General features: G+C 72.8%; 9 protein-coding genes and 1 pseudogene. 7 read left to right on the top strand and 3 right to left on the bottom strand.

Going from position 1 to position 13,412, the window contains the following annotated elements; translation table 11 throughout:
• The first annotated feature begins 7 nt into the window (after positions 1 to 7).
• The 4 genes from ACZ6JS_RS04810 (at position 8) to ACZ6JS_RS04795 (ending at position 4,252) form a co-directional block, all read left to right on the top strand.
• Complete coding sequence (locus ACZ6JS_RS04810; protein WP_469295785.1) at positions 8 to 1,021, top strand: Gfo/Idh/MocA family protein; 1,014 nt, start codon at positions 8 to 10, stop codon at positions 1,019 to 1,021.
• 265 nt (positions 1,022 to 1,286) lie between these two features.
• On the top strand, positions 1,287 to 1,487 hold the full coding sequence (locus ACZ6JS_RS04805) for a helix-turn-helix transcriptional regulator (protein ID WP_469295783.1): 201 nt from the start codon (positions 1,287 to 1,289) through the stop codon (positions 1,485 to 1,487).
• Between the two features lie 140 nt (positions 1,488 to 1,627).
• Positions 1,628 to 1,861 carry a heavy-metal-associated domain-containing protein gene (locus tag ACZ6JS_RS04800; RefSeq protein ID WP_469295782.1) on the top strand — a complete coding sequence of 78 codons (234 nt, stop codon included), beginning with the start codon at positions 1,628 to 1,630 and terminating at the stop codon, positions 1,859 to 1,861.
• 117 nt (positions 1,862 to 1,978) lie between these two features.
• Positions 1,979 to 4,252, top strand: a complete 2,274-nt coding sequence (locus tag ACZ6JS_RS04795) for a heavy metal translocating P-type ATPase (protein ID WP_469295780.1) — start codon at positions 1,979 to 1,981, stop codon at positions 4,250 to 4,252.
• Positions 4,253 to 4,633: 381 nt separating this feature from the next.
• On the opposite strand, the gene ACZ6JS_RS04790 is transcribed toward ACZ6JS_RS04795, so the two are convergent.
• Entirely contained in the window at positions 4,634 to 5,923 is a 1,290-nt protein-coding gene (locus ACZ6JS_RS04790; protein ID WP_350995241.1) for a citrate synthase, read from the bottom strand.
• A gap of 183 nt (positions 5,924 to 6,106) precedes the next feature.
• Positions 6,107 to 8,362 carry an SF1B family DNA helicase RecD2 gene (gene recD2 / locus ACZ6JS_RS04785; RefSeq protein WP_469295779.1) on the bottom strand — a complete coding sequence of 752 codons (2,256 nt, stop codon included), beginning with the start codon at positions 8,360 to 8,362 and terminating at the stop codon, positions 6,107 to 6,109.
• A gap of 443 nt (positions 8,363 to 8,805) precedes the next feature.
• Between recD2 and ACZ6JS_RS04780 the strand changes: the two are divergent.
• Positions 8,806 to 9,303: pseudogene (locus ACZ6JS_RS04780) on the top strand (GNAT family N-acetyltransferase); the annotation flags it as partial.
• Here ACZ6JS_RS04780 and ACZ6JS_RS04775 read toward each other — a convergent pair.
• Positions 9,254 to 10,180 (bottom strand): EamA family transporter, encoded by a 927-nt coding sequence (locus ACZ6JS_RS04775; protein ID WP_469295777.1) that lies wholly within the window; start codon positions 10,178 to 10,180, stop codon positions 9,254 to 9,256. The pseudogene ACZ6JS_RS04780 and the gene ACZ6JS_RS04775 sit on opposite strands and share 50 nt — an antisense overlap.
• An 89-nt stretch (positions 10,181 to 10,269) precedes the next feature.
• On the opposite strand from ACZ6JS_RS04775, the gene ACZ6JS_RS04770 reads away from it, so the two are divergent.
• Together ACZ6JS_RS04770 and ACZ6JS_RS04765 are read left to right on the top strand one after the other, a co-directional pair.
• Entirely contained in the window at positions 10,270 to 11,175 is a 906-nt protein-coding gene (locus ACZ6JS_RS04770) for a LysR substrate-binding domain-containing protein (RefSeq protein ID WP_469295775.1), read from the top strand.
• Between the two features lie 333 nt (positions 11,176 to 11,508).
• On the top strand, positions 11,509 to 13,326 hold the full coding sequence (locus tag ACZ6JS_RS04765; RefSeq protein ID WP_469295774.1) for a glycoside hydrolase family 3 protein: 1,818 nt from the start codon (positions 11,509 to 11,511) through the stop codon (positions 13,324 to 13,326).
• The last annotated feature ends 86 nt before the right edge of the window (positions 13,327 to 13,412 follow it).

Below are 13,412 nucleotides of genomic sequence, written 5' to 3'. Positions count from 1 at the left end.
ACACGACATGACCAGCACGCTCGGCATCGCCGTCATCGGCACCGGGAAGATGGGCGCGGACCATGTGCGCCGGTTCGGGCGGACCGTAGGCGGGGCCCGGGTGGTGGCCGTGGCGGACCCGGACGGGGACCGGGTCAAGGAGGTCGCGGGCGCCCTCGACGGCGCGAGTGCGCACACCGACCCGGCGGCGGCGATAGCCGCGCCGGGGGTCCAGGCCGTACTGATCGCATCGCCCGGGCCCGCCCACGAGGAAGCGATCCTGCAGGCCCTGGCGCGGGAGCTGCCGGTGCTGTGCGAGAAGCCGCTGACCCCGGAGCCGGCGGGGGCGTTGCGCATCATGGAGGCCGAGCAGCGGCTGGGGCGGCGCCTGGTGCAGGTGGGGTTCATGCGGCGCCACGACGCCGAGTACGAGCGGCTCAAGGAGTTGCTGGACGCGGGCGGGATCGGCCGCCCGCTCTTCCTGCACTGCCGGCACCGCAACGCCTCCTCGCCGTCCTTCTTCACCAGCGACATGCTGATCAGCGACTCCGTGGTGCACGAGGTGGACGCGGCCCGCTGGCTGCTGGGGCAGGAGATCACCGCGGTCACCGTGCTCTCGCCGCGGGCGACGTCGGCCGCGCCCGAGGGTCTGGCCGATCCCCGCTTGGTACTGCTGGAGACGTCCGGTGGGGCCGTCGTGGACGTGGAGATCTTCGTCAACTGCGGTTTCGGCTACCAGGTGCAGTGCGAGGCGGTGGGCGAGGCGGGCAGCGCCCGGATCGGCGACGGCCACGCGATGGTGGTCCAGGCGGCGGGCCGGTGGGGCGGCGAGATCGTCCAGGACTTCACGGTGCGCTTCGCCGACGCCTACGACCGGCAGCTGCGGCGCTGGGTGGCCGCGGCCGCGCGCGGCGGGGTGGCGGGGCCCGGCGCGTGGGACGGGTACGCGGCGGCGGCCGTCTCCGAGGCGGGCCTGGCTGCGGCGCGCAGCGGCGTACGGACGGTGGTGGAGCTGGCGGACCGGCCGGCCCTGTACCGCTGATCCGCTGCGGCGGTCCGCCCCCGGCTGGTCCACGTCCCCGCACCTGTCTCATCCGACCCTTGTGTCTCTCCGGTCACAGGGGTCGTCCTTCTGTCACGCATGTCCGCGTTACGCGGGTTTTCCGTCACAGGGGGGCGACAGCCCCTGCCGCGCACTCGTCCCGCGTCGTTCCCCGGGCACAACGCGAGTGATCGTCAGCGTCCACGCGCCGGATCCCCGACGGCCGCCCGGCCGGCCCGGCGGCGTGGACCAGGAGGTGTCCGACATGAGCGAGCGACAGCTGTGGTCGTACAAGGAGATCGCTGCACACATCCGGGTCCAGCCGGACACCGTGCGCTCCTACCGCAAGCACGGCCTTCTTCCGCCGCCCGACCACGTGGAGGCCGGCAAGCCCTACTGGTACGCCGACACGGTCCGCGCCTGGGTGGCCCGCCGGCCCGGCAACCGGGGGCGCCGGGAGGACTGAGGCCGCCACGGCGGGGAAAGACCGGATGCCGATGCTCGCTTTATACCCCCCAGGGGTATACTCTCGGATTGTCGGGAGGACGGTGGAGTCACAGGCCGCCCCTCCCGGCGACCGGACACACCCCTGAAGAGGAGAACGACATGACCGCCGAGACGGACACCCAGACCACCACCGTCTACCGGGTGACCGGCATGACCTGCGGCCACTGCGAGGGCGCGGTGACCAGCGAGCTCTCCGCCCTGCCGGGCGTCACCTCGGTCAAGGCCGTCGCCGCGTCCGGCGAGGTCACCGTGGTCTCCGAGGCCCCGCTCGCCGACGAGGACGTCCGCGCCGCGGTGGACGAGGCCGGCTACGAGTTCGCCGGACAGGTCTGAGCGGCACCCGCGCCCTTTCATCGGCAGCACCCGCGGCACTTCGCAGCACCCCGCCGGGCCGTGCCGGCCAGCTCATACTGGACCCGTACGGCCCGGCCATCCCCCTGGAGCCGGAACATGACCAGCACAGTGCACGACGGACCGATAACGGCGGTCGAACTCTCCATCGGCGGAATGACCTGCGCCTCCTGCGCGGCCCGCATCGAGAAGAAACTCAACCGGATGGACGGCGTCGAGGCGACGGTGAACTACGCCACCGAGAAGGCCCATGTCTCCTACGGCGGAGACGTCCAGGTCGCCGACCTGATCGCGACCGTCGTCAGGACCGGTTACACCGCCGAGCAACCCGCGCCGCCCGCCCCCGTGGCCGACGAGGGGCAGGAGCGGGCGGCCGAGGCACCCGACCCGGCACTGTCCGCCCTGCGGCAGCGCCTGCTGGTCTCCGCCGCGCTCGCCCTGCCGGTCGTCCTGCTCGCGATGGTCCCCGCCCTCCAGTTCGACAACTGGCAGTGGCTCTCGCTGACCCTGGCCGCGCCCGTCGTGGTGTGGGGCGGCTTCCCCTTCCACAAGGCCGCCTGGACCAACGCCCGCCACGGCGCGGCGACCATGGACACCCTGGTCTCGGTCGGCACGCTCGCCGCCTTCGCCTGGTCACTGTGGGCGCTGTTCTTCGGCCACGCGGGCATGCCCGGCATGCGGCACGGCTTCACCCTCTTCACACTCCAGGGGGGCGGCGTCTCCCGCACCGACGGCTCCTCCGCCATCTATCTGGAGGTCGCGGCCGGAGTCGTCGCCTTCATCCTCCTCGGCCGCTACCTGGAGGCGCGCTCCAAGCGGAAGGCAGGCGCGGCCCTCAAGGCCCTTCTGGAGCTGGGCGCCAAGGACGTCGTCGTCCTGCGGGCGGGCAAGGAGGTGCGCATCCCGGTGGCCGCGCTCACCGTGGGCGACCGCTTCGTCGTCCGCCCCGGCGAGAAGATCGCCACCGACGGCGCGGTCGTCGAGGGCAGCTCCGCCGTGGACGCCTCCATGCTGACCGGCGAATCCGTCCCGGTCGAGGTGTCCGCCGGCGACTTCGTCACCGGCGCCACCGTCAACACCTCCGGACGCCTGCTCGTCGAGGCCACCAGGGTCGGGGCCGACACCCAGCTCGCCCGGATGGCCAAGCTGGTCGAGGACGCACAGAACGGCAAGGCCGAGGTGCAGCGCCTCGCCGACCGGATCTCCTCGATCTTCGTGCCCGTCGTCCTGGTCCTCGCGCTCGGCACCTGGATCGGCTGGCTGCTCGCCACCGACGACGCGACGGCCGCCTTCACGGCCGCGGTGGCCGTCCTGATCATCGCCTGCCCGTGCGCCCTGGGCCTGGCCACCCCGACCGCGCTGATGGTCGGCACCGGGCGGGGGGCGCAGCTCGGCATCCTGATCAAGGGCCCCGAGGTGCTGGAGTCCACCCGCCGCGTGGACACCGTCGTCCTGGACAAGACCGGCACCGTCACCACCGGCCGGATGACCCTGGTCGGCGTCGTCGCCGCCGAGGGGGTCGACCAGCTCGAACTGCTGCGCCTGGCCGGGTCCCTGGAGCACGCCTCGGAGCACCCGATCGCCCGGGCCGTCGCCACCGCGGCCGCCGACCGGGCGGGCGCGCTGCCCGTGCCGGAGGGCTTCGAGAACATCGCCGGCCTCGGCGTCCAGGGCATGGTCGACGGGCACGCCGTCCTGGTGGGCCGCGAGCAGCTGCTGGCGAACTGGTCGATCACCCTCCCGGACGGGCTCGCGCGGGCCAAGGCGGCCGCGGAGGCCGAAGGCGGCACCGCCGTGCTGGTGGCCTGGGACGGCGCGGCGCGCGGGGTCCTGACGGTGGCCGACGCGGTCAAGGAGACCAGCGCCGAGGCGGTCGCCCGGCTGCGGGAACTGGGATTGGCCCCGGTCCTGCTGACCGGCGACAACCGGGCGGTGGCGGAGACGGTGGCCCGCGAGGTGGGCATCGACGAGGTGATCGCCGAGGTGCTCCCGCAGGACAAGGTGGACGTCGTACGCCGCCTCCAGGCCGAGGGCCGTACGGTCGCCATGGTCGGCGACGGGGTCAACGACGCGGCCGCACTGGCCCAGGCCGACCTGGGGCTGGCCATGGGCACCGGCACCGACGCGGCCATCGAGGCCGGCGACCTGACCCTCGTACGGGGCGACCTGCGCGTGGCGGCGGACGCGATCCGACTCTCCCGCCGGACCCTGGCCACCATCAAGGGCAACCTCTTCTGGGCCTTCGGCTACAACGTCGCGGCCCTGCCGCTGGCGGCCGCCGGCCTGCTCAACCCGATGATCGCGGGGGCCGCGATGGCCTTCTCCTCGGTCTTCGTGGTGACCAACAGCCTGCGGTTGAGGTCCTTCCGCTAGTGGATGACCTTCGCATCGTTCCCACACTTCCTTCACGGGAGACGCAGATCACAGTGACCTCAACGTAACCATCCGGGGTCGTGACGGGTCTAATGGGGCGATGCCAGGAACGTCTTGGGGGACGTTCCACGGAAACCTTGGGGGTTTTCCGTGGCATCCGCCGGCCGGGACACGTGCCCGCGGGAGGCTTTGAGCGGCCCTCCCGACCCGAACGGGTCCCGGCTCAAGGACGCCCCGATCCGGGTCCCGTGGGGGGAATCCGTTTCGGGGGGAACAGGGAAGCGCCCCGACCGTCGACCCGTGGGGGGATCGACGGCGGGGCGCTTCTCGTACACCTGGGGCGGCGCCGCCCTGTCCTGCGCGGCGCCCGAGGGCCTCGGGTCAGCGGGCCTCGACGGGAACGAAGTCGCGCAGGACCTCGCCCGTGTAGATCTGGCGCGGGCGGCCGATGCGGGAGCCCGGCTCCTTGATCATTTCCTGCCACTGGGCGATCCAGCCGGGGAGGCGGCCGAGCGCGAAGAGCACGGTGAACATCTCGGTCGGGAAGCCCATGGCCCGGTAGATCAGACCGGTGTAGAAGTCCACGTTCGGGTAGAGGTTGCGCTCGACGAAGTACGAGTCGGCCAGCGCGTGCTCTTCCAGCTTGAGCGCGATGTCGAGCAGCTCGTCGCTCTTGCCGAGCGCCGAGAGGACGTCGTGCGCCGCCGCCTTGATGATCTTCGCCCGGGGGTCGAAGCTCTTGTAGACGCGGTGCCCGAAGCCCATCAGGCGGACGCCGTCCTCCTTGTTCTTCACCTTGCGGATGAAGGCGTCGACGTCGCCGCCGTCGTTCTTGATGCCCTCGAGCATCTCCAGGACGGACTGGTTGGCGCCGCCGTGCAGCGGACCCCACAGGGCCGAGATGCCGGCGGAGATCGAGGCGAACATGTTCGCCTGCGAGGAGCCGACCAGGCGCACGGTGGAGGTGGAGCAGTTCTGCTCGTGGTCCGCGTGCAGGATCAGCAGCTTGTCGAGCGCGGAGACCACGACCGGGTCCAGGTCGTACTCCTGGGCCGGCACGGAGAAGGTCATGCGCAGGAAGTTCTCGACGTAGCCGAGGTCGTTGCGCGGGTAGACCACCGGGTGGCCGACCGACTTCTTGTACGCGTAGGCCGCGATCGTCGGGAGCTTGGCCAGCAGCCGGATCGTCGAGAGGTGGCGCTGCGTCTCGTCGAAGGGGTTGTGGCTGTCCTGGTAGAACGTGGACAGCGCGCTGACGACCGAGGACAGCATCGCCATCGGGTGGGCGTCGCGCGGGAAGCCGTCGTAGAAGCGCTTGACGTCCTCGTGCAGCAGCGTGTGCTGGGTGATCTCGTTGCGGAACGACGCGAGCTGGTCGACGGTCGGCAGCTCACCGTTGATCAGCAGGTAGGCCACCTCGATGAAGGACGAACGCTCGGCCAGCTGCTCGATCGGGTAGCCGCGGTACCGCAGGATGCCCTGCTCACCGTCGAGGTAGGTGATCGCGGACTTGTAGGCCGCGGTGTTGCCGTAGCCGCTGTCCAGCGTGACGAGCCCGGTCTGGGCCCGCAGCTTCGAGATGTCGAAGCCCTGGTCGCCGACGGTGCTCTCAACCACCGGGTAGGTGTATTCACCGTCCGCGTACCGGAGTACTACAGAGTTGTCGCTCACGTCATCCCTCACCGACGTAGTGCCTCTTCTTCGAGGTGCCCTGACTGTCCTCTACCTTCCCCCATTTGGCGCAGGAGAGTGCACTCGGGGTCGGCCTTTGGTCTTTCTGGCGGCACTGAGTGCCGCCAACCTGTTCATCCTGCCCCCTCCGCGCGGCGGCGGGAACCCCAAATGATCGATCATCTAGGTGATGTTTCCCACCGGTATGCGTCCGGACAGCCGGGGCGCGACCGCCGTGTACCTCCTACCTGCGGAAACGGTACGCACAGCCTGACCGAGAGCCTTTCGGGACCCGACGAGGACGACCAGTTTCTTCGCCCGGGTCACCGCCGTGTAGAGCAGATTCCGCTGGAGCATCATCCAAGCACCGGTGGTGACCGGGATCACCACAGCGGGATATTCACTCCCCTGGGAGCGGTGGATGGTGACGGCGTAGGCGTGGGCCAGCTCGTCGAGTTCCGAGAACTCGTAGCCGATCTCCTCGTCCTCCTCCGTCCGCACCGTCAGGCGCTGTTCGTCCGCGTCCAGGGCGACGACCACGCCGACCGTGCCGTTGAAGACGCCGTTGGCGCCCTTCTCGTAGTTGTTGCGGATCTGGGTGACCTTGTCGCCCACCCGGAAGACCCGGCCGCCGAACCGCTTCTCCGGCAGGTCGGGGCGGGCCGGCGTCATCGCCTGCTGGAGCAGTCCGTTGAGGTTCCCCGCACCCGCCGGGCCGCGGTGCATGGGGGCGAGCACCTGGACGTCCCGCCTCGGGTCGAGGCCGAACCTGGCCGGGATCCTGCGGGCCGCCACGTCCACGGCCAGCACGCCCGCCGCCTCGGTGTCCTCCTCGGGGAAGAGGAAGAAGTCCGGCAGTCCGTCGGTGATCGGCGGCAGCCCGGTGTTGATGCGGTGCGCGTTGGTGACCACCCCGGACTGCTGGGCCTGCCGGAAGATCCGGGTCAGCCGCACCGCGGGCACCGGGCCGCCCTCCGCCAGCAGGTCCCGCAGGACCTCCCCGGCGCCGACCGACGGCAGCTGGTCCACGTCCCCCACGAGCAGCAGGTGAGCACCCGGCGCCACCGCCTTGACCAGCTTGTTGGCCAGCAGCAGGTCCAGCATCGAGGCCTCGTCGACCACGACCAGGTCGGCGTCCAGCGGGCGGTCCCGGTCGTACGCGGCGTCCCCGCCCGGCTTGAGTTCCAGCAGCCGGTGCACCGTGGAGGCCTCTGCCCCGGTGAGCTCGGCGAGCCGCTTGGCCGCCCGGCCGGTGGGCGCGGCCAGCACCACCTTGGCCCTCTTGGCCCGGGCCAGCTCGACGATGGAGCGCACGGTGAAGGACTTGCCGCAGCCGGGGCCGCCGGTGAGGACGGCGACCCGGCGGGTCAGCGCCAGCTTGACCGCGTCGCGCTGCTCGGGGGCGAGCGTGGCCCCCGTACGCCCGGCGAGCCAGCCGAGGGCCTTGTCCCAGTCGACATCCTGGAAGGACGGCATCCGGTCGTCCTCGGCGTTCAGCAGCCGCCGCACCTGCCCGACCAGGGACAGCTCGGCCCGGTGGAAGGGCACCAGGTATACGGCGGTCAGCGGGTCGGGCCCGCCCTGCGGGTCCGGAACGCACTCCCGCACGACCCCTTCCGGGTCGGCGGCGAGCTCGGCCAGGCACTCGATCACCAGCCCGGTGTCGACCTGGAGCAGCTTGACCCCGTCGGCGATGAGCTTCTCCTCGGGCAGGAAGCAGTGGCCCTGGTCGGTGGACTGGGACAGGGCGTACTGCAGTCCGGCCTTGACCCGTTCGGGGCTGTCGTGCGGGATCCCGACGGCCTGGGCGATGCGGTCGGCGGTCAGGAAGCCGATGCCCCACACGTCGGCGGCGAGCCGGTAGGGCTGGTTGTTGACGACGGAGATGGAGGCGTCGCCGTACTTCTTGTAGATGCGCACCGCGATGGAGGTGGAGACGCCGACGCCCTGGAGGAAGACCATGACCTCCTTGATGGCCTTCTGCTCCTCCCAGGCTGCCCCGATCAGCTTCGTCCGCTTGGGGCCGAGCCCGGGCACCTCGATCAGCCGCTTCGGCTCGGCCTCGATCACGTCGAGCGTGCCGGTGCCGAAGTGCTCCACGATCCGGTCGGCGATCTTCGGGCCGATGCCCTTGATCAGGCCGGAGCCGAGGTAGCGGCGGATGCCCTGGATGGTGGCGGGCAGGACGGTCCGGTAGTTCTCCACGGTGAACTGCCGGCCGTACTGCGGGTGGGAGCCCCAGCGGCCCTCCATGCGCAGGGATTCGCCGGGCTGCGCCCCCAGCAGGGAGCCGACCACGGTGAGCAGGTCGCCGCCGCCGCGGCCGGTGTCGACGCGCGCGACCGTGTAGCCGCTCTCCTCGTTGGCGTAGGTGATGCGCTCGAGGACGCCCTCGACCACCGCCAATTGCACCGCCGCCCGTACCCCGTCCGTTGCCATGCCCCGAAGCTACCGGTCGGCGCCGACATCCCGTCAGGCCTGTGGACAGCGCGAAGGGGGTCCCGCCTCGCGGCCGGACCCCCTCACGGTTACCCCTCCCTCGCCGGACTTCCCGATCCCCCCAGATCCCTCCCCGGAAGTGCCGACGCAACATACGACCCGCGGTACCCCCGGAGGGTTGCATCCGGAGTCACAGATTTACGTTTCCGTTACCCAATGCCTACCCGAGGTACTGGCACATCGGTACGGACGTAGCGTTTCAGGCACGGGCGAATCTTCGATCCAGGACGACGTGTCGGGCGCAGCGGCCCGCGGCGGCCCCCGTACGGCGCGGGGCGGGCGGCGGTCGCGGGCATCCTCCCGGCCCGCCCCGCGCGCTATCCTCGGGCGCCATGGACACGCCCGCGGCACCCCGTACTCCTGCGGACCCCGAGGCGAAGGGGGTGCGCCTGCGTGACCCCGGGCCCGGCGAGCTGGGCTGGATCGTGCAGCGGCACGGCGCGCTGTACGCCGCCGAGTACGGCTGGAACGCCGAGTTCGAGGGCCTGGTGGCCCGGATCGTCGCGGACTTCGCCGAGGACCACGACCCGTACCTGGAACGGGTCTGGATCGCCGATCTGGACGGCAGCCCGGTGGGCTCGGTGATGTGCGTGCGTGAGGACGGCGCCCCCGGCACCGCCCGTCTGCGGCTGCTCCTGGTCGACCCCGAGGGGCGCGGCCGCGGCATCGGCGGCCTGCTGGTCGACACGGTCGTCGCCTTCGCCCGCTCGGTCGGCTACCGCGAGCTGGTGCTGTGGACCAACGACGTGCTGGTCGACGCCCGCGAGCTCTACCTGCGGGCAGGGTTCACCCTGGTCGCGGAGCGCCCGCACCGCTCGTACGGGGTCTCCCTCATCGGACAGGACTGGCGCCTGCCGCTGCAGGACGACTCCCCGCGCTGACGGCAGCGGTACGGGTCCGGGGCCGTACGGGGGCCAGCGACGTCAGCCCCACCCCGCCGACCAGCAGCACCGCCGCCGCCCAGCGCAGGCCCGACACCTGCTCTCCCAGCACCAGGGCCGCGGAGGACATTCCGAAGACCGGTACCAGCAGGCTGAACGGAGCCACCGACGAGGCGGGGTAGCGGCGCAGCAGGTAGCCCCAGGCGCCGAAGCCGAACACGGTCGAGACCCACGCGACGTACGCGATGACGCCCACCCCGGACCAGTCCAGGGCCCGCAGCGCGGCCAGGTCCCGCTCGGGCCCCTCCAGCAGCAGCGACAGCCCGAACAGCGGCAGCACCGGCACGGTGCACACCCACACCATGAAGTTCAGCGCGTCGGGCGGGGAGGCCTTGCGGGTCAGCACGTTGGACACGCCCCAGCAGGCGGCGGCCGCCACGACCAGGGTGAAGCCGAGCACCGGCCCGGAGGTTCCCCCGTCCACGGCGGCGGCGGCGATCCCGGCCAGCGCCACGGTCATGCCGAGCAGCCGCACCCGGCCGGGCCGCTCGCGGAGCACGACGGCGGCGAGGGCGGCGGTGAAGACGGCCTGGATCTGCAGGACGAGGGAGGAGAGCCCGGCCGGCATGCCCGCGTCCATGCCGGTGAAGAGCAGGCCGAACTTGGCGATGCCGAGGGCGACCCCCACCCCCGCGATCCACTTCCAGGCGACCTTGGGCGGCCCGACGAAGAACACGGCGGGCAGGGCGGCGACGAGGAAGCGGAGCGCGGACAGCAGCAGGGGTGGGAAGTGGTCGAGTCCGATCTCGATGACCACGAAGTTGAAGCCCCAGACGGCGGCGACGAGCACGGCGAGTGCGGTGTGTACGGGACGCATGACCCGAGCATCGGCCCGCCCGACCATGTAGCACCAGCGCGGATCTCTTCATCCATGGATGAAGCACTCCTAACGCATAGGATGAGGGCATGCTCGATCTCGCCCGGCTGCGCGCCCTGCACGCCGTATCCGTCCACGGCTCGGTCGCGGGCGCGGCGGCCGCCCTCGGCTACACGCCCTCCGCGGTCTCGCAGCAGATCGCCAAGCTGGAGCGGGAGACCCGCACCACCCTGCTGGAGCGGCGCGGGCGCGGCGTCGCCCTCACCGAGGAGGCCCGCCACCTGGCGGACACCGCGCAGGAGTTGCTGGCGATCGTGGAGCGCGCCGAGACCACCCTGGAGGAGCGGCGCGGGCGGCCGAGCGGGCTGCTCACGGTCGCCGCGTTCGCCTCGGCCGCGCGCGGACTGCTGCCGGGGGTGCTGGCCGAACTGGCCCGTCGGCACCCGGCCCTGGACGTGCGCCTCACCGAGGTCGACCCGCACCTGTCCGTCGACCTTGTGGCCCGCGGCGTCACCGATCTGGCCGTGGCCCACGACTGGGACATCGCCCCGCTGCCCGCACCCGAGGGGGTGGAGCAGGCCCTCATCGGGGACGACCGCTGCGACCTGGTGGTGCCGGCCGGCCACCCCTTCACCGCCCGGGGGACCGTCCGCCGCTCGGACCTCGGCGGCCAGCGCTGGGTGTGCCAGCCGCCCGGACGGGTCTGCCACGACTGGCTGATGCGGACGCTGCGCACCGCCGGTTTCGAGCCGGACATCGCGCACGTCGCCGAGGAGAACCACACCATCGTGGCCCTGGTCGCGGCCGGACTCGGGGTGGCGGTCGTCCCGCGGTTGGGCACCGGCGCCCTGCCGGCGGGGGCCGTGGCCGTACCGCTGGAACCGGGCCCCGTCCGCAGGCTGTACGCCCTCTGGCGCACCGGCGCAGCCCGCCGCCCGGCCATCACCGAAACCGTCCGCACCCTCCAGGAGCACTGGGCGGTGTCCGCGCAGTAGCGCCGGGGCCGCCGGACGGGGCCGTACCGGGATGCTCCCGCGGGGGCGTCCGCCCGCGACCAGCCCGGTGCCGGCAGGTCCCTGCGGCCCTCACGGGGCCCCCGCGGTCGGATGCGCGGCCGATCGTCCCCGCAGGGCGCGGACGCGACCGCCCCGCCACGTCCGGCGTCCGAGGGGACGCCCCGGGGTCCCCTGCGCCGCCGGCCCCCAGCCCCCGGCCGACAGGCTCCGCCCGACAGGCCGCCGCCTACCGCCCCGCCCGCCCCGCCCCGGTTGGGCGACACGCTGCGACACGCCCGGTCCCGTGCGGACGGCACCGGTAGGGTCCGGCCCGTGCCGAACCACGCCTCCCGCCGGACCCTGCTCGCCGCGGCCGCCGCGGTCGCCGCCACGGCCGCGGGGGCGGCCGCCTCCGCCTCGGGTCCCGCGCGCACCACCACCGCCGACGCCCTCAATCCGGACGACCCCGCCGGCCGCCGGCCCGACCGGGCCCGGCTGCGGCGCGCCGTCGACCGGATGAGCCTCGCGGAGAAGGTCGGACAGCTCTTCGTCTCCCGGGCGTACGGGCATTCCGCGACCGACCCGGACACGGCGGACGCCGAGCAGAACCAGGCGCTGTTCGGCGTGCGCACCGCCGCCGAACTGGTCTCCCGCTACCACCTCGGCGGGATCGTCTACTTCGCCTGGGCCCACAACACCCGCACCCCGCATCAGATCGCGGCGCTCTCGGCCGGCCTCCAGCGGGCCGCCCTCACCACCGGCGCCCGGATCCCGCTCCTGCTCTCCACCGACCAGGAGCACGGCGCCGTCGCCCGGATCGGCAGGCCCGCGACGCTGTTCCCGGGGGCGATGGCGCTCGGCGCCTCCGGCTCCGCCGCCGACGCCCGGCGCGCCGCCCGCATCGCGGGCACCGAACTGGCGGCCATGGGCATCCGGCAGGACTACGCACCGGTGGCCGACGTCAACGTCAACCCGGCCAATCCGGTCATCGGCGTACGGTCCTTCGGCTCCGACCCGCGCGCCGTCGCCGAACTGGTCGCCGCCCAGGTGCGCGGCTACCAGGGCGCCGGCGTGGCCGCCACCGCCAAGCACTTCCCCGGCCACGGCGACACCGAGACCGACAGCCATGTCGGACTGCCGGTGATGCGGCACACCCGCGCCGACTGGGAGGAGCTCGACGAGCCGCCCTTCCGGGCCGCGGTGGAGGCCGGCGTGGACGCGATCATGACGGCGCACATCGTCTTCCCGGCGCTGGACCCCTCCGGCGACCCGGCCACCCTCTCCCGGCCGATCGTCACCGGCATCCTGCGCGAACGCCTCGACTTCCAGGGCGTGGTGGTCACCGACGCCCTGGACATGGCCGGGGTCCGCCAGAGGTACGGTGACGACCGCGTGCCCGTGCTGGCCCTCCTGGCCGGCTGCGATCAGCTGCTGAACCCGCCGGACCTGCCGTTGGCCCATCGCAGCGTGCTGGCGGCTGTCGCGTCGGGTGAGCTGACCGAGGCCCGCATCGAGGAGTCGGTGCTGCGGATCCTGGAACTGAAGTCCCGCCGCGGACTGTTCGACGAGGCCCGCCCTTCGGCGGCGACGGTGGACACGGTGGTCGGCGTACGCGAACACCTCGATGCCGCCGACCGCATCGCCGCCGCCACCACGACCCTGCTGGCGAACCCCGGCAGGCTGGTGCCCGTCGATGCCAAGGCCGCGCCGAGGCTGCTGGTCACCGGGACGGACCCGGTCTCCCCCAGCGCGGGCACCGGCCCGCCCACGGTCGTACTGGCCCGGGAGCTGACCTCCCTGGGCTGCCGGGCCGCGGCGGTGGCGCCCGCGCGCGCGGTGGCCGCGGCGCCCGGGCACGCTGCGGTGCTGGTGTGCACGTACAACGTGCCGGAGGGGGACGGTCCGCAGCGCGCCCTGGTGACGGAGCTGCTCGCCACCGGCGTCCCCGTGGTCCTGGTGGCGCTCCGCAACCCCTACGACCCGGCCCGGCTGCCGGCCTGCGCGGCGGAGCTGGCGACGTATTCCTGGGGGGATGCGGAGATGCGGGCGGCGGCCCGGGTCCTCACCGGGGCGGCCCGGCCCGTGGGCCGTCTGCCCGTCCCGGTCCCGGGCCGCTACCCGCTGGGCCACGGGCTCTCGCTCGACACCTGAGACGCGACGCCCGGCACCGGCGGCCGACACGGCGGAGGGCGTGCCCGCGGGATGCGGACACGCCCTCGCCGTTCACCGGCCGTACG

The organism is Streptomyces sp. NPDC046349, assembly GCF_055587885.1.
The sequence above is the reverse complement of the archived record's forward strand: the minus strand, read 5'-3'. Positions and strand labels throughout refer to the sequence as shown.